Annotated in this window: 20 protein-coding genes; 16 read left to right on the plus strand and 4 right to left on the minus strand. The window is 63.3% G+C overall.

The genetic code is table 11. From position 1 onward, the window contains the following. The first annotated feature begins 47 nt into the window (after positions 1-47). The 13 genes from lgt to ACBR42_RS09960 all read left to right on the plus strand — a co-directional run bounded on the left by lgt (position 48) and on the right by ACBR42_RS09960 (position 11,402). Positions 48-908 (plus strand): prolipoprotein diacylglyceryl transferase, encoded by an 861-nt coding sequence (gene lgt, locus ACBR42_RS09900; RefSeq protein WP_102325244.1) that lies wholly within the window; start codon positions 48-50, stop codon positions 906-908. After that, positions 905-1,948, plus strand: a complete 1,044-nt coding sequence (locus ACBR42_RS09905) for a class I SAM-dependent methyltransferase (protein ID WP_371207863.1) — start codon at positions 905-907, stop codon at positions 1,946-1,948. Before lgt ends, ACBR42_RS09905 begins: the two co-directional genes overlap by 4 nt. A 2-nt stretch (positions 1,949-1,950) precedes the next feature. Continuing rightward, entirely contained in the window at positions 1,951-2,742 is a 792-nt protein-coding gene (gene pgeF, locus ACBR42_RS09910) for a peptidoglycan editing factor PgeF (protein WP_371207864.1), read from the plus strand. Positions 2,743-2,782: 40 nt separating this feature from the next. Then, positions 2,783-4,231: a hypothetical protein gene (locus ACBR42_RS09915; RefSeq protein ID WP_371207865.1), complete on the plus strand. Its 1,449-nt coding sequence runs from the start codon at positions 2,783-2,785 to the stop codon at positions 4,229-4,231. Between the two features lie 99 nt (positions 4,232-4,330). Further along, a complete protein-coding gene (locus ACBR42_RS09920; RefSeq protein WP_110548071.1) occupies positions 4,331-5,320 on the plus strand; it encodes a ribose-phosphate pyrophosphokinase in 990 nt (329 codons plus the stop codon). Positions 5,321-5,387: 67 nt separating this feature from the next. Beyond that, positions 5,388-5,978, plus strand: a complete 591-nt coding sequence (locus ACBR42_RS09925) for a histidine phosphatase family protein (RefSeq protein ID WP_102325249.1) — start codon at positions 5,388-5,390, stop codon at positions 5,976-5,978. 114 nt (positions 5,979-6,092) lie between these two features. Continuing rightward, a complete protein-coding gene (locus ACBR42_RS09930; RefSeq protein ID WP_102325250.1) occupies positions 6,093-6,704 on the plus strand; it encodes a 50S ribosomal protein L25/general stress protein Ctc in 612 nt (203 codons plus the stop codon). Between the two features lie 33 nt (positions 6,705-6,737). After that, on the plus strand, positions 6,738-7,310 hold the full coding sequence (gene pth / locus ACBR42_RS09935) for an aminoacyl-tRNA hydrolase (protein ID WP_371207866.1): 573 nt from the start codon (positions 6,738-6,740) through the stop codon (positions 7,308-7,310). A 6-nt stretch (positions 7,311-7,316) separates the two neighbouring features. Beyond that, positions 7,317-8,411, plus strand: coding sequence for a redox-regulated ATPase YchF (gene ychF / locus ACBR42_RS09940; protein WP_371207867.1), 1,095 nt, complete (start codon positions 7,317-7,319; stop codon positions 8,409-8,411). 47 nt (positions 8,412-8,458) lie between these two features. Beyond that, the gene (locus ACBR42_RS09945) at positions 8,459-9,742 is read left to right on the plus strand and encodes a glutamate-5-semialdehyde dehydrogenase (protein ID WP_371207868.1); all 1,284 of its coding nucleotides are present in this window, start codon (positions 8,459-8,461) and stop codon (positions 9,740-9,742) included. Between the two features lie 56 nt (positions 9,743-9,798). After that, positions 9,799-10,392, plus strand: coding sequence for a nicotinate-nucleotide adenylyltransferase (locus tag ACBR42_RS09950; protein ID WP_118963561.1), 594 nt, complete (start codon positions 9,799-9,801; stop codon positions 10,390-10,392). A 113-nt stretch (positions 10,393-10,505) separates the two neighbouring features. Further along, complete coding sequence (gene rsfS / locus ACBR42_RS09955) at positions 10,506-10,937, plus strand: ribosome silencing factor (protein WP_102325254.1); 432 nt, start codon at positions 10,506-10,508, stop codon at positions 10,935-10,937. A 3-nt stretch (positions 10,938-10,940) separates the two neighbouring features. Next, on the plus strand, positions 10,941-11,402 hold the full coding sequence (locus ACBR42_RS09960; RefSeq protein ID WP_102325255.1) for a 23S rRNA (pseudouridine(1915)-N(3))-methyltransferase RlmH: 462 nt from the start codon (positions 10,941-10,943) through the stop codon (positions 11,400-11,402). A 25-nt stretch (positions 11,403-11,427) separates the two neighbouring features. On the opposite strand, the gene ACBR42_RS09965 is transcribed toward ACBR42_RS09960, so the two are convergent. From ACBR42_RS09965 to ACBR42_RS09980, 4 genes are all read right to left on the minus strand, one after another. Next, positions 11,428-12,165, minus strand: a complete 738-nt coding sequence (locus ACBR42_RS09965; RefSeq protein WP_371207869.1) for a CHAP domain-containing protein — start codon at positions 12,163-12,165, stop codon at positions 11,428-11,430. A 320-nt stretch (positions 12,166-12,485) separates the two neighbouring features. Continuing rightward, positions 12,486-12,836, minus strand: coding sequence for a RidA family protein (locus ACBR42_RS09970; RefSeq protein ID WP_102325256.1), 351 nt, complete (start codon positions 12,834-12,836; stop codon positions 12,486-12,488). A 79-nt stretch (positions 12,837-12,915) separates the two neighbouring features. Then, positions 12,916-13,551, minus strand: coding sequence for an NTP transferase domain-containing protein (locus ACBR42_RS09975; protein ID WP_371207870.1), 636 nt, complete (start codon positions 13,549-13,551; stop codon positions 12,916-12,918). Then, complete coding sequence (locus ACBR42_RS09980) at positions 13,548-14,633, minus strand: XdhC family protein (RefSeq protein ID WP_371207871.1); 1,086 nt, start codon at positions 14,631-14,633, stop codon at positions 13,548-13,550. Before ACBR42_RS09980 ends, ACBR42_RS09975 begins: the two co-directional genes overlap by 4 nt. Before the next feature lie 132 nt (positions 14,634-14,765). On the opposite strand from ACBR42_RS09980, the gene ACBR42_RS09985 reads away from it, so the two are divergent. From ACBR42_RS09985 to ACBR42_RS09995, 3 genes are read left to right on the plus strand one after another with little or no spacing between them, the layout of a single operon-like run. Further along, the gene (locus tag ACBR42_RS09985) at positions 14,766-15,146 is read left to right on the plus strand and encodes a host attachment protein (RefSeq protein ID WP_371207872.1); all 381 of its coding nucleotides are present in this window, start codon (positions 14,766-14,768) and stop codon (positions 15,144-15,146) included. 55 nt (positions 15,147-15,201) lie between these two features. Further along, positions 15,202-15,861 (plus strand): MBL fold metallo-hydrolase, encoded by a 660-nt coding sequence (locus ACBR42_RS09990; RefSeq protein ID WP_371207873.1) that lies wholly within the window; start codon positions 15,202-15,204, stop codon positions 15,859-15,861. Between the two features lie 35 nt (positions 15,862-15,896). After that, positions 15,897-16,409: a DUF192 domain-containing protein gene (locus ACBR42_RS09995; protein WP_132305471.1), complete on the plus strand. Its 513-nt coding sequence runs from the start codon at positions 15,897-15,899 to the stop codon at positions 16,407-16,409. Positions 16,410-16,473: the final 64 nt, after the last annotated feature.

The following is a 16,473-nucleotide window of genomic DNA, read 5'->3' on the forward strand; positions in this document are numbered from 1 at the left end:
CGTCCTGACCGTGACCCCGCGACAACCGTGATAATGAAAGTGGGCCGATGCTGCCTGTCCTGATCTTTCCGCAGTTCGATCCGGTGATGGTCCATTTCGGGCCGCTCGCCATCCGCTGGTACGCCATGGCCTATATCGTGGCGCTGATCGCGGGCTGGCGGATCGCCCGCAGGCTGGCAGCCCTGCCGCCGCGCGCCGCCACCGCGCTGCAGGTGGATGATTTCCTGACATGGGCGACCCTTGGCGTGGTGCTGGGCGGGCGGCTGGGCTACATCCTGTTTTACCAGCCCGGCTATTACCTTACGCATCCGCTGGCCGTGCTGCAGGTCTGGCACGGCGGCATGTCGTTCCATGGCGGCGCGGCCGGGGTGATTATCGCGCTGATCATGTTTACGCGGCTTAATGGACTGAGCTTCCTTGCCTTTTCCGACCGGATCACGACCGTCGTGCCCATTGGTCTGGGGCTGGGGCGTATCGCCAATTTCATCAACGGGGAATTGTGGGGACGTCCGGCATCGCCATCGCTGCCATGGGCCATGATCTTTCCCGATGCGGGACCGGAACCGCGGCATCCGTCGGAACTGTACGAAGCCTTTGCGGAGGGGCTGCTGCTGTTTACCCTGCTGTGGTTTGTCTCCCGCAGCCTGCGGGTGCGCCAGCATCCGGGTTTCGTGGCGGGGCTGTTCCTGTTCGGTTATGCGGTAGCGCGCACGGTATGCGAATGTTTCCGTGAGCCGGATGCGTTCATCGGCTTTCTGCCCTTTGGCGTGACAATGGGGCAGGTGCTGTGCGTTCCCATGGCCATTGGCGGGGCAGGTCTCATGATCCATGCCTGCATGAGTCCGGCGCGTATATCGGTCATGGCGGAACCGGAAAACGCGGACGGGGATAGTGGAGCGGCCGGGTGAGCGGGCCGGGCGAACGTCTGGACCAGTTCATGGGCCGGGCGAATGCCGCCTATTACGCGGGGCACGACCCGTTTGCCGATTTCATCACGGCCCCGGAAATATCGCAGATATTCGGGGAACTGCTGGGGGCATGGGCGGCGGTGGTCTGGCAGCTTCTGGGCAGCCCCGATCCCTTTGTGCTGGTGGAGGCCGGTCCCGGTCGTGGTACGCTCATGGCGGACGCGCTGCGCCTGCTGCGCCGTGTCGCTCCCGCCTGCCACGCAGCCGCGCGCATACACCTGATCGAAACATCGCCCCGCCTGCGCGTCCGGCAGCAGCGTGCCCTGCATGGGGCGACGGCTGTTCCGCCATGCTGGCATGATACGATTGCCAGTCTGCCCGATGGCCCGATGATCCTGCTGGCCAACGAGTTCCTGGACGCCCTGCCCATTCGCCAGTTCGTAAAACGGGCGGAGGGCTGGAATGAACGTTTTGTGCATGATGGCCGGTTTCATGAATATCCGGCCTGTCTTCCGCCCGCGCATCCGGCAGTCAGCCGGGTGGCGGATGCTGGCGACGTGCTGGAAATATGCCAGCCTGCAGTTGCGTTCATGCAGGCCGTGGTGGCGCGGTTGCAGCACCAGCGGGGTGCCGCGCTGCTGATCGATTATGGGTATGATGCCCCCCTGTGCGGTGACAGCCTTCAGGCCCTGCGCGATGGGCGACCGGCTGACCCGCTGCGCGATCCCGGCACGGCGGACCTGACGGCGCATGTTGATTTCCGCACCCTTGCACAGGTCGCCAGCACCGTGGACGTGTGGGGCAGCGTGACGCAGGGGTATTTCCTGTCCGCGCTGGGGCTGGAGGCACGGGCCGAACAGCTTGCGCGTGCGGCCCCCGCACAGGCTGATGAGATCAGGACCGCCGCCGCCCGTCTGGCCGCACCGGGCCATATGGGACGGCTGTTCCGCGTGCTGGGCCTGTCGGTCGGGCTGGGGGGCGACATGCCGGGATTCGCGGGGCGGCGCGATGGCAACGCAACCGGGAATGAAAGGATATGACCATGATCCACCGCGCGATTACGGACGGGGAGGTGGTGCGTGCCCCCACTCTTGCGGGGGTCAGGCATGGGTTCTTTACCCGTCAGGGCGGCGTGTCCACGGGGCCGTATGCGACACTGAACTGTTCGACCCGTTCGGCTGATGACCCGGCGGCCCTGCGCGAAAACCGCTGTCGCGTGGCGGATTATGTGGGCGTGCGGCCTGACTGCCTGCTGGGGCTGACGCAGGTGCATGGCGACCGGACCATTACGGTGGAAACCCCGTGGCCCGTCGGGCAGGGACCGGAAGCCGACGCCATGGTTACGAACCGTCCCGGTCTGGCGCTGGGTGTGATTACGGCGGACTGCGCGCCGGTCCTGTTCAGCAACGTACGGGGCACGGTGGTCGGCGCGGCCCATGCGGGCTGGCGCGGCGCGTGTGGCGGGGTGCTGGAATCGGTGGTGGCGGCGATGACGGCGCTGGGCTGCCCCGCATCGGATATCCGCGCTGTGGTCGGCCCGTGCATTGCGCCGGAAAGTTACGAGGTCGGGCTGGATATGTGTGATGCGGTCATGGCGCAGGACGGCACGGCAGCGCCTTTCTTTACGCCTGCCGCACGTGCCGGGCATTTCATGTTCGACCTGCCGGGCTACTGCGTCATGCGTCTTGAGCGGTGCGGCGTGGGACAGGCGGCTGCGCTGGGACTCGATACCCTGCGGGATGAGGCGCGCTTTTTCAGCCATCGCCGCCGCACGCTGGCTGGTGGCGGCCCGATCGGGCACCAGATTTCCGTTATCGCCTGTCAGGCGATATAGGGGGATCATGATATCAGTAGCTTCCGCCCGGCGCCTGGTCATGATGTCAGCCGTCGGCATGCTTTCCGTGCTGGGCGGTTGTGTCCAGATGCCGCATCCCTTCCGGCATGATGGTACGGGCGCCACGGCGCAGGCGCCCACGGCCCGGCTGGCCGTACCGTTATCCACCGCGTCGGGCACGGATATGGCAGGCGCGCAGCAGTGGCAGCATGCCATGGTCGACGCCATGCTGGCGCAGTCGGTGCCCGCCATGGGGCAGGCCGTTCATACGGGGGACTGGTGGCTGAAAATGACAGCCACGTTCCATGATAATGCGGTGACACCCGTTTATGCCGTCATCACCCCGAAGGGGGAGGAGCGTGGCCACCTGAACGGTGCCCCCGTTCCCGCAGTCAGGTGGCAGGCGAAGGACGGGCAGGCCGTAACCCATGCGGCGCAGGAAGCGGCCCCCGGCGTGGCCGATCTGCTGACCGGCATCCGTGCGGCCCAGATGCAGAAAGATCCCAACAGCCTGAAAAACCGTCCCGCGCATGTTTATTTCGCCGGGGTGCATGATGCGCCGGGTGATGGCGATCGTGCTCTGGCGCGTGCCTTCATCGCGGCCTTTCCCGATGCGCAGGAAGATATCCGGCATAGCGCCAGCGGGGCGGACTACACCGTGCGCTGCATGGTGGTGCTGAACAATGCGGTCATGAGCACATCCACCACGCCCCAGCAGCACATCACCCTAACATGGCAGGTGCTGGACGCGCAGGGCAAGGAAGCGGGGTCCGCGACCCAGATCCATGACATCGCGGCCCATTCACTGGACCGGCAGTGGGGCGATGTCGCCATCGCGGCGGCGGATGAGGCCGCAGGCGCGGTGCGGCAGATCATCACCCGCTATTCCGGCCGTGCCAATGCACCCCTGCCCGCCGATGGCGCGCTGTCCGCGCATGCTTCCACCACCACTTCCCAGCCTGTAGCCGGTCCGGCGGCAGGCACGACGAAGGTGCGTGGCGTAGCGGCAAAAGCAGTGCCCGCGGTTGCAGCGGGCGCAATGCCAGTGGTTCCTCCCGCTCCGGTTGCCGCTCAGCCCGCCCCACCTGTCGCGCCGCCATCCAGCACGGCCATGACACCGGAAGCAGGGAAGAATGGGACACATCCGGTGGTCGAACGGCCCGTATCGCCCGTAGTCAGCAGTCCGGCGGCACCATTACCGGTTGCAGCTCCGCCCGTTCCGGTTCAGCCCACGCCCACGCCCACGCCCACGCCCACGCCCACGCCCACGCCCACGCCCACGCCCACGCCTGTCGCCAGTCAACCAGCCCCCATGCCAGCCGTACCGCCTGTTGCAACATCGCCTGCCGTTCCCGCGTCGCCAGCGCCGGTTGCGCAACCCGTACGGCCTGCGCCCTTTCCCGGCGTTACGTTGCCACCGGCGCGCACGGGTGTGACGGATCGGCAACGAGGGGCAGGCGTGCAGGCTTCGCCCGTCTTAGGCAGGTGACAGGGTATGTGGCGGTTGTTAGAACGCCGCACATGAATAACAGGGACGGCGGATGACAGCCGTCCCACCGCCAGTACCGCCGCCCGGGAGCGTCACACGATGAAGATTGTCGCCTGTAACAGCAACCTGCCTCTTGCAGAGAAAGTCGCGGCGGAACTGGGGATGCCGCTCTGTAACGCAACGGTCCGGCGTTTTGCCGATATGGAAATCTTCGTCGAAATCCATGAAAACGTGCGCGGCGAGGACGTTTTTGTCATCCAGAGCACCTGCTCCCCCACCAATGACAACCTGATGGAACTGCTGATCATGCTCGACGCGCTGCGTCGTGGCTCGGCACGCCGCATTACGGCGGTCATGCCGTATTTCGGTTACGCGCGGCAGGATCGTAAATCCGGTCCCCGCACCCCCATCAGCGCCAAGCTGGTCGCCAACATCCTGGTCGAAGCCGGTGCCAACCGCGTGCTGACGATGGACCTGCATGCCATGCAGATTCAGGGCTTCTTCGATATCCCGGTCGACAATCTCTATGCCGCCCCCCTGTTCACGCGCGATATTCGCGGCCGCATGAAGATCGACGGTGAACCGCCGCTTCCCTATGACGCACCGCCGATGGATATTCCCGGTGGGCCGCATAACCTCATGATCGTCTCGCCCGATGTGGGTGGCGTGGTCCGTGCCCGGCAGCTTGCGCAGCGCCTGAACGTCGATCTGGCGATCATTGACAAGCGGCGCGAACGTGCTGGCGTGTCGGAGGTCATGAACGTGATCGGTGACGTGCGTGGCCGGTACTGCGTGCTGGTTGACGATATCGTGGATAGTGGCGGTTCGCTGTGCAATGCGGCGGAAGCACTGATGAAGCACGGCGCAGCGGCGGTGGAAGCCTATGTGACCCATGGCGTGCTGACCGGCAGCGCGGTCAGCCGCATCGGGCAGTCGCCGCTGGGCATGCTGACGCTGACGGACAGCATCGTGGCGACGGAAGCCGTGCGGGAATCGTCGAATATCCGCCAGATCAGCACGGCGGAACTGATTTCGCGCGCCATGCAGGCAATATCGGATGAAAGCTCGGTCTCCTCGCTGTTTGACTAGCTCCGGGGATTGACCCTGCCGCCAGCACGGCGCTACCCCGCAAGGGTGCAGCAAGAAGGAACGCCCCATGACTGACCTGATAACCCGGCCATACTGGTATCTGCGCCACGGGGAAACGGACTGGAACGCACAGGGCCGGTCACAGGGGCGTACGGATATTCCGCTCAATGCAACCGGTATCGCGCAGGCGGAGGCGGCGGGCCTGCTGCTGGCGCGTCACTGGAACGACCATGCGCCGATCGTGCGGATCGTGGCGTCGCCACTGGTGCGCGCCCGGCGCACGGCGGAAATCGTGGCCGACCAGCTTGCCGCCAACGGCGCGCCCCGGCTTGAGATCACCCTGGACGACGGACTGCAGGAAGTCTGCTTCGGGGATGAGGAAGGCAAGGCGATGGGGTCATGGTACGATAGCTGGATCGCCGGCGACTACACGCCCCCCAACGGGGAAAGCTTCAGCGCGCTGCGCACGCGCGCCATCGCCGCCATGAACCGCGCGCTTGAGCCCGATGGCGTGCCGCTGGTCGTATGTCATGGCGCGATGTTCCGCGCCCTGCGTTCGGCCATGCATCTCAAGCCCAATGTGCGCCTGCCCAACGCCACCCCCATTTGGGCCGAACCGCATGCGGCGACGGGGTGGAGCCTGACGGCGCTGACCTGAAAACCATGTGCTGCGGGCCTGTGGTGATTGCATCGGGCGCGGTTTTCCGTTAAAGGCCGCGCACGCGCTGGCACCCCTGGAGGCCTGCGCGCTTGTGTTTCAGGAGCAGAACAAGTGACCAAATTCACGAAAATCGAAGTCTCTTCGCGCGCGAAGGCTGGTAAGGGGGCAGCGCGTGCGACGAGGCGTGCCGGCCATGTGCCCGGCGTTATCTATGGCGGCGGCCAGGAACCCACCCTGATCGCGCTTGACCCCCGTATCGTGCAGCGTGAACTGCACAAGTCCGGCTGGCGTTCGCGCATCTATGACATCTCCGTTGAAGGTGGCGCATCCGTGCACGCCCTGCTGCGCGAGATCCAGCTTCACCCCGTGTCCGACATGCCGATCCATGTTGACTACCAGCGCCTTGCCGCCGGTCACAAGGTGCATGTGGAAGTCGAAGTCCGCTTCACGGGTGAAGAAGTGGCCCCCGGCATCAAGCGCGGTGGCGTGCTGAACATCGTCCGTCATACCGTTGACGTGGTGGTTGATCCGGCCAACATCCCGGAATACTTCACTGCTGACCTGTCCCAGCTCGACTTCCACGACAACGTGCGCTGGGAAGACCTGAAGGGCACGGAAAACGTGGCCCCCGTGCTGCAGGACAACAACTTCGTCATCGCCAACGTCGCGCCGCCGAGCGTTGATGATGACGCGGCTGAAGAAACGGCAGAAGCCGAAGCCTGATCCCCGCGCCACGAACACGACAGGAGAAATACGATGCTGCTCTGGACCGGTCTTGGTAATCCCGAGACGGGGATGAGCCGGAATCGTCACAATGTCGGGTTCATGGCGGTGGACCGGATTGCCGACCGCCACGGGTTTGCCCCGTGGCGGAAGCGCTTCCGGGGCGAAGTGGCCGAAGGCATGGTGGGCCGGCACAAGGTGCTGCTGCTCAAGCCCATGACCTACATGAACCTCTCGGGGGAGAGCGTTCAGCAGGCTGCCGCCTTCTATAAACTACCCGCCGAATCCATCACGGCATTTCATGATGAACTTGACCTTGAACCCGGTCGCATCCGCGTAAAGCGTGGCGGCGGGGCGGCAGGGCATAACGGCCTGCGGTCGATGGACCGTATGCTGGGTACGAAAGAATACTGGCGCGTGCGGCTTGGCATCGGACATCCCGGCAGCCGCGAACGCGTGACGGGCCATGTGCTGGGTGATTTTTCCCGCACGGACCGCGAGTGGCTGGACCCGATGCTGGACACGCTGGCTGATGAAGCCGCGCTGCTGGCGGACGGGAAGCCGGAACTGTTCATGACAAGAATGGCCGCGCAGGCCGGGGAGTAAGGGCGTATGGGCTTTAACTGTGGCATCGTGGGCCTGCCGAATGTGGGTAAATCGACGCTGTTCAACGCCCTGACCGAGACTGCGTCGGCGCAGGCCGCGAACTACCCGTTCTGCACCATCGAACCCAATGTGGGGCGTGTGGCCGTGCCGGATGCGCGTCTGGCCAATCTGGCGCGCATTGGCAAGTCACAGAAGATCCTGCCCACCAGCCTTGAATTCGTGGATATCGCAGGTCTTGTGCGCGGCGCTTCGCGTGGGGAAGGGCTGGGCAACCAGTTCCTTGCCAATATCCGTGAAGTGGATGCGATCATCCATGTCCTGCGCTGTTTCGAGGATGATGACATCACCCACGTGGAAGGGGGCGTCGATCCCATCCGCGATGCGGAAATCATCGAGACGGAACTTATGCTGGCCGATCTCGATTCGCTGGAAAAGCGGATTGTGGCGCTCCAGAAAAAGGCGCGCGGCAATGACCGCGAGGCCGCCGCACAGGTTGAACTGATGGAGCCGCTGATCGCCGCCCTGCGTGAAGGCGAGCCCGCGCGCAAGGCGATCCCGGCTGGGCAGGAGGAAGCGGTGCGCCGCCTCCAGCTCATGACATCCAAGCCTGTGCTGTATGTCTGCAACGTGGATGAAGGGTCGGCTGCGGCAGGCAACGCGTTTTCCGAACGGGTGCGCGCCCGCGCCGAGGCCGAAGGGGCTGCCATGGTCGTGGTTTCCGCCGCGATCGAGGCGGAAGTCAGCCAGCTTGGTGCGGAAGACCGTGTCGAATTCCTCGACGGGCTGGGCCTGAAGGATAGCGGACTGGACCGTGTCATCGCTGCCGGCTACCGCCTGCTGGGCCTGAGCACCTACTTTACCGTAGGCCCCAAGGAAACGCGGGCATGGACCATTACCGCAGGTACGAAAGCCCCGCAGGCGGCTGCCGTCATTCACAATGATTTCGAGCGTGGCTTCATCGCCTGTGAAACCATTGCCTATGACGATTATATTGCCTGCAATGGCGAAGCCGGTGCCCGTGAAGCCGGGAAGCTGCGCATCGAAGGGCGGGATTACGTGGTGCAGGATGGTGATGTCCTGCTGTTCCGCTTTAACGTCTGACCGGGGCCATATTGCCCGGTTGGTGATGGATTAAGGAGTAACGGATTATGGATCAGGCTGTTGCAACCCCCGCGCGGGCAGATGCACCGCAGCCGGACGTGATCCGTGCCATGGCCATCGCCGCCCGGCAGGCCGGTCGCGTGCTGGCGCGTAGCACGACGGAAACCCGCAACCGTGCGCTTGTGGCGGCGGCGGGTGCGTTGCGCGCCCGTCAGACTGACCTGCTGGCGGCCAATGCGCATGATCTTGCGGCCTTTACAGGAGCCCCCGCCTTTCGCGACCGTCTGACCCTGACGCCCGAGCGGATCGAAGCCATGGCGCAGGGGCTGGAGCAGGTGGCAACCCTGCCGGACCCCGTCGGTCATGTCATGGCGGAATGGGATCGCCCCAACGGGCTGCGTATCCGTCGCGTGGCGACGCCGGTGGGCGTGATCGGCATGATTTATGAAAGCCGCCCCAATGTAGGGGCGGATGCGGCGGCCCTGTGCATCAAGTCGGGCAACGCGGTCATCCTGCGCGGTGGATCGGACAGCCTGAACAGCGCGCGTATCATCCATGCCGCCATGCAGGCCGGACTGAACGAAGCCGGGCTGCCGGTCGAATGCGTCCAGATCCCGCCCGATGCGGATCGCGCGCATGTGGCGTCGATGCTGGGGGCGGCGGGTCTGATTGACCTCATCATCCCGCGTGGTGGCAAGTGCCTGGTCGAACGTGTCTGCGCGGAAGCCCGTGTGCCGGTTCTGGCCCATGCGGAAGGGCTCTGCCACACCTATGTCCATGCCGCCGCCGATCTTGAAATGGCGCGGCGCATCGTGCTGAACGCCAAGCTGCGGCGTCCGGGCATCTGTGGTGCGACCGAGACGCTGCTGGTGGATCAGGCGATCGCGCCGAAGATACTGCCCGGCCTGATCGAGGATCTCGCCACCCGTGGCTGCACCTTCCGCGCGGATGAAGGCGCACGCGCCATCGTGCCGGATCTGCCTGCCGCGACCGAGGATGATTTCGCCACCGAATGGCTTGATGCCGTCCTGTCCGTCGCTGTGGTGGATGGTGTGGAACAGGCGCTGGCGCATATCGCCCGTTATGGCAGCGCCCATACCGAAGCCATCGTGACGGAAGATGCGCAGGCTGCTGCAACCTTCCTGAATGGCACGGACAGTGCCGTTGTGATGTGGAATGCTTCCACCCAGTTCTGTGATGGCGGGGAATTCGGGTTCGGTGCGGAAATCGGGATTGCAACCGGGCGCTTCCATGCCCGTGGCCCCGTCGGGCTGGAACAGCTTACGACCTATCGCTACGAGGTGATCGGCACGGGACAGGTCCGGACCTGATCGGGGTGCGTGACGGCGGGGCGGATGCGCTTCCGGCCCATGGGGACGGGCGCAGGATGCGGGTGGGCCTGCTGGGCGGGTCGTTCAATCCGGTGCATGAGGGCCATGTCCAGCTTGCCTGCCGCGCGCTGCGGGAACTGAAGCTGGATCAGGTGTGGTTCCTTGTCTCGCCGGGCAATCCACTCAAGCCGGTGGCGGGCATGGCGCCCATGGCGGATCGTCTGGCCGGGGTGCGTCACCGCATTCGGGACATACAGGGCAGGAAACTGCTGGCTACCGATATCGAAAGCCGGATCGGAACCCGTTACACCGTCGATACGTTACGGCGACTGAAGCGGCTGTTTCCGCATGTGCGCTTTGTCTGGCTCATGGGGGCGGACGGGCTGGCGCAGATGGGGCGATGGCGGCGGTGGCGGGATATTGTCGGTATGGTTCCCCTCGCGGTTCTGCCGCGTCCGGGTTATAATCCGGGTGCATTGCATGGGCGGATCGCGCGCAGGCTGGCGCAATGGCGCCGCCCCGCGCGTGAAGCCGGAATACTGGCCACATGCAGGCCCCCGGCATGGGTCTTTCTTCCCGCGCCGCAGAACGCTATATCTGCTACACAAATACGGGCATCGCAGGCCGCGCATGGCCACGGACGGGAGTAACAGCCATAACCAGAAAGCCGACAGCCGAGAGTGGCGCCAAGCGTCGTACCGGCAGCACTTTTTCCGCAGGCCAGCCGCACGTTACGGCTGGTTCACTGGGCAGCGCCGTGCAGATGCCGGGCACGCCGCGCAAGAAAGCCGCAGTAGCCGGTCCAGTTTCCGCCGAAACGCGTGAACCGGACCCCCGTGTGGAAAAGTTTCTGGAAATCATCACCACCAGCCTGGAAGATGACAAGGCGGAAGATATCGTTGTCATTGACCTGACGGGGCGTGCTTCCTTTGCCGACCGGATGGTGATTGCAACTGGTCTGGCCGACAGGCAGATCGCCGCGATGGCCGCCCATATTGACCGCAAGCTGGGTGAGGTCGGGCTGAAGCGCGTCCTGACCGAAGGGGCCAATGGCTCCGACTGGGTGCTGCTGGATGCGGGCGATATCGTCGTTCACCTGTTCAAGGCGGAAGCGCGTGCGCTGTACGGGCTGGAACGGATGTGGGGCGCGGATCTGGATGTCCCGCCGGAGGCCGCTGCAACACCGGTGGAGTGAACGGTGTTTCACCTGATTGCCGTCGGGCGCATGAAGGACCGGGTGGAGCGCGACCTGTTCGAACGCTACGCCACCCGGCTTTCACCCCGGATAAAACTGGTGGAACTGCCCGAAGGCCGGGGCGCACCCAATGAAATCAAACGTAGGGAAGGGGCTGCCATTCTGGCGGCCCTGCCTGATCGTGCGATTGTCGTCGCCATGGACGAAGGCGGCCGGACTTACGACAGCGTATCGTTTTCACGCGCGGTGGAGCAGTGGATCGAAACGCCACGGCCGCTGTGTTTTGTCATAGGCGGGGCGGAAGGGCTGGATGGCCCGGTGGTGCAGCGCGCGGACCACACGCTTTCCCTTGGCAAGATGACATGGCCCCATATGCTGGTGCGTGGCATGCTGGCGGAACAGCTTTACCGTGCCCGCGCCATTTCAGCCGGTCATCCGTACCATCGGGCAGGTCGGCCCGAATAAAGGGCCGTTCAGCCAGAATAATCTGCTAGCGCAGGGAACGGTTGGGTGCATCGTCCGTATAGGCAAGAGAGGACGAAGCGCGACCCGTGATGCTATCGGGCGCTTCCGCAACTTCCGTGCCGGTATGGCGCGTCTGGTTCTGCGCCATGATGGTCGGGTTCTGCACGGCCTTGCGGTAAGTACTCAGCATCATGTTCGAATTCGTGTCCGGACGGGCGTAAATGAACCCGTAAGTCGGATAGATGCTGCCATATGCGCCGTTACGGCTGTTGAGCGCCACGCGCACGGCCGACCAGTCATTATTGGGGGAAACGTCAATGACCGGCACATCCCTGCTGATTCCGCGCTGTCCCCAATGGGACTGGTCAATGACGATGGTGCGGTTATTGACGACCTGACGCACGACAGCCACATGGCCAAGCGGCATGCGGCGTGTGCCACGGAAATTCAGGACGCTGCCTTCTTCCGGCGCATTGCCACGGGCATAACGGCCTGCCGCATTATACCACCAGTCAATCGCATTGCCCCGAATATCGACATCCGATGCCGATTTGGCGAAAGCGACGCACTGGATGACATGCCCGCGTTCATGCGTGACATGGTGATAGGCGGCATGGCGGACGGGTGCGTGATGGACCGCCGTATGCGTTACCGGGGCGGTATGATGCACGGTGCGTGCATGGCCTGACGTGGAAAACATGAATCCGAACGAAGCACTGAGAACGGAAAGAAAAACGCCACGCTTCAGGTTTCTGATCCACATCTTACGCAATCTCTCCACCACTGCCGGGGTGATTCTGTAATGACCCGCTCACATCGTGTTCATCGAGTAGCAAGCAGATTGCAACTCTGACAAGCCTGTGGCGGGAGGGAAGAACAGTAACTTTGCAGATTTCGATCAAAAACGTTATTTCAGAAGAAAAATAGGAATATAGTCTCTGACAGGACCATCGTAGCCCTGTTTTTCTGGCTCTGGCAGGGGGCTTCCCTGCCAGGAGAACAGAAGTGGAATGATTCTCCGAAAGCGGGAAAGTTGCAAAAATGTGACATATTAAATGAGCGCTTTCCCGCCGCCGGATGGCCTTATTTGGTGCAGGTCAGCATGATCTCGACCAGCACGTCGGGGTGCGCCATCGTGGCCTGTACGCAGGCACGTGCCGGTGCGCCGTCCTTGGGCAGCCATGCGCTCCATACGGCGTTCATGGCATCACGGTCCTTGATGTCCTTCAGCCAGATCTGGGCCTGAAGCAGGCGGGTATTGTCAGTGCCGTGCAGTTCCAGCGCTTCGTCGATCTGGGCCAGCACGTCCTTGGTCTGGGCCGTGATGTCAGCGGACAGGTCGCGGGCCACGAAACCCTGCGTGAACAGGAAGCCATGATATTCCACAACCTTGGACAGGATGGGGTTGGGTTCGGTGCGGATGATTTTGCTCATGTCATTGGTCCTGACTGGTTGAAGGGCAGGCGATGACTGCCTGTCCCATCCTCTCTCTTTGCGCTGGTCAGGGCCGAGGTCAACCGCCTGCGAAAAGCCGCGCGAATTCCGCCAGCCGGGCAGGGGTGTCAAAGTCCTGCGCTATTTCCGGTCCAGCGGGAATGCGCAGCATTTCCGGTCCATGCAGGCGCAGCAGGTCGCGCGCCCCCCGGTCGCCCGCAAGCTGCATGAGGGCAGGGAACAGGGCGCGCGACCATAATACCGGATTGCCGCGCCTGCCGTCATGCACAGGCATTGCGCCCGGATATGTCGGGTGTGAAGCGAAGCCTGCGATCATGTCGTCGATCAGGCCCGTGCCGGTCAGGGGCATATCCCCCAGACAGATCAGGGCACCCGCCACATCATGCTGACTGGCTGCCTCTATGCCGACAGATAAAGTACGGGACAGACCTGCCGCATAATCTGGCGCGGTGATGAACTGTACAGGATGTCCGGTGGTAGTACCCGCCAATGCCGCTTCCCGAATCTCGGCCGCCCTGTGCCCGAGAACGACAATGACCGGTGCCGCCCGGCTTGCCGTCACCGCGCGCAGGGTGCGTGCGATCATGGGCAGGCCCATGGCGTCGGGAGCAAGCAGTTTATGGGCGGGGGCCGTGCGGCTGGAACTGCCCGCAGCCAGTACAATGGCGGCGACCGGTGCGCCCGTTCCGGTCATGTCCAGCCGGATAACCGGCCCAGTGGCCTGTTGTGCCGCACCGCCACGATTTCAGCCAGAATGGACAGGGCTATTTCCGCAGCCCCGACTGCGCCGATGGCAAGCCCCACGGGACCATGCAGCCGGGCAATCTGATGATCCATAAAACCCGTTTCGCGTAACCGTTCAACGCGCGATGCCTGCGTTTTGCGCGATCCCAGCGCACCTATATAAAAGGCGTCGCTGTTCAGGGCGTATTGCAGCGTCGGATCGTCCAGCTTGGCATCATGCGTCAATGTCACGATGGCGGTCTGGTTATCCACGCCCAGTCGTTCAAGGGTTTCATCGGGCCAGTCGGTTTCCAGTGTGATGCCGGGAAAGCGCTCCGCCGTCGCCAGTTGGGAACGGGGATCGATCACCGTTACGCTGAAGCCTGTGGTCTGCGCCATGGGGGCAAGGACCTGCGCGATATGGACGGCTCCGACAATAAGCAGGCGGGGCGGCATGGGAATCAGGTGCAGGAACCATTGCGCCTGTCCATTCTCATCTTCCAGCCGCAGGCTACGCCCGGTTTCAAATACTTCCTGTGCGCGGGCATGCAGCCTGCCTGCCCGAGTATCATCGCCATCTGGTGCCGTGTCTGTTGTGCGGTAGAGCAGTTCCGTCCGCCCGGTCGCCAGTTCCGTCGCCACGATAACCGGCACACGGGCACGACGTTTGCTTGCCACGGTTTCCAGCACGTCCAGCCCCAGCGTTCCCTGCGGGTGGCTGGGTGTGCGTACGGCTGCCACATGCACATCCAGCAGGCCGCCACAGGCCAGACCGACCGCCCAGGCATCGTCACTCGATACACCGTAGGACAGCGCGGCGGGATGGCCGGTTTCCATCACCGTGCGGGCTTCCTCGATTACCGCGCCTTCAACGCATCCCCCACTGACCGAGCCTTCGATGCGGCCATTGGCGGATACCGCCATCATGCTGCCCGCCGGACGCGGGGAACTGCCCCATGTGGAGGTCACGGTCGCCAGTGCGCAGGGCAGATCCGCCCGCGCCCATTCGATCAGGAGATCCAGAGGATCCCGCGTGGAAGAAAGCTTTGTCATAGCAGGGCTACTCTATCAGCACACATACAGTCATGCCAGCCGGTAGACATGCGCCATCGGGCAGCCCATCTAATGTTGCAACGCCCGTGCCGCCTGTGGGCGGCCAGTGCATGAAATAGGGAGTTTATTTAAATGAGCTATGTCGATCCCGTCTGGTATGTTGTTGCCGATAGCATTCATGCCCGCATTCTCAAGCACGGCGAACATGGCCTTGCCACCTTCACACATCTCAAGAGCGAGGATGCAAAAGGCATCGACGCGCCGCGTGATGGCGCTTACGGCAAGGTTATTGCGGAATTCCTGAATGATGCGGTGCGCCGCAAGGAAGCCCCCGGTATCGCTATTGCCGCGCCGGGCGAAGTGATGCACCAGATCCGCACCCATCTGGGCGTGCAGGCCCGTCCGCTGGTGGTCAAGGAAATGGAACATGACCTGACCAACACGCCAGATCATGAACTGGCATCGCATTTTGATATTCCCGCCACCGGCTGGCCCGTGTCCAGCGCTGGCTGATCGCTGCGCCCCGCGTTAGCGTGGGGCGCAACATCTGAACATGGGGTCTTTATATATGTCGGCGTCCCTCTCCCTTGAAATCATCCCGGTTACGGCGTTCGGACAGAACTGTTCCATCTTGTGGAACCGCGCTACGCAGCATGCGGTTGTGGTCGATCCGGGTGGGGATGTGCCGCGTATCATGGCGTTTATCGAACGGAACAGCCTGTCTGTGGACGCCATCTGGCTGACCCATGGCCATCTGGATCATGCCGGGGGCGCCGACGCGCTGCGCCGGGAACTGTCCGTCCGGCAGAATGTGCCGGTTCCCGTGGTCGGACCGGACAGGGCGGATGAAGCGCTACTGTCTTCCATTACGGAACAGGCCGCGCTGTTTGGCCTGACGGGGCTGGAGAATGTTCAGCCCGACCGCTTTGTAAGGCATGGTGAGGTGCTGGACTGTCTCGGACAGCGTTTCGAGGTGCGCCATGTGCCCGGCCATACGCCCGGTCATGTCATTTTCCATGATCCCGCATCCCGCTTCGCCTTTGTGGGCGATACGCTGTTTCGCGGCGGTGTCGGCCGGACCGATTTTCCCTATGGTAACCATGAGCAGCTTATCGGGGCCATCCGTCGGGAATTGCTTCCCCTGGGGGATGATGTCACGATCCTGCCCGGTCATGGCCCCGCGACAACAATCGGCGCCGAACGGAAGGGCAATCCCTTCCTGACCTGATGGATGAATAAAAGGGTGCAGGAGAGAATTTGCGTATGATGTCTTTCAAGGCAGGCCGATGGCTGGCTCTGGCCGCATGTATGGCTACGGTATCGCTTCCCGCCATGGCGGCGGAAGAAACCGGGGAGCCGACCCACGCGCAGCCTGCCCTGCCAACCGCCCCGCTGACCATTACCGGGGCCAATGGCGTGAAGCATGTTTTCACTGTTGAAAAAGCCATGACCCCGCGCGAACAGCAGGTTGGCGAGATGTTCCGTCCCAGCATCCCCGATGATGGCGGTATGATCTTTGTATGGCCCTTCCCGCGGCAGAGCGACATGTGGATGGAAAATACGCAGGTACCGCTCGATATCGTTTTCATCGGTGCCGATAACCGTATTTCGTCGATTGTCGAAAATGCCGTGCCACTCAGTCTCGCCCGCATCAGCAGCCATGGTCCCGCGCGTGCAACGCTTGAACTGCGGGGTGGAATAACGGAACGCCTTGGCATTTCAGTAGGTGACCGCGTGGATTCTGTGGCGCTTTCTGGTGTTTCGTCGGGTAAGTGATTCTAAGGATTGTTAGTTTTTCGGGGTTTGAGTGTGCCCCCGGGTCATATTTTTTGGTGTGTGT

This window comes from Komagataeibacter sp. SM21, from assembly GCF_041402665.1.
Classification (GTDB): domain Bacteria; phylum Pseudomonadota; class Alphaproteobacteria; order Acetobacterales; family Acetobacteraceae; genus Komagataeibacter; species Komagataeibacter saccharivorans.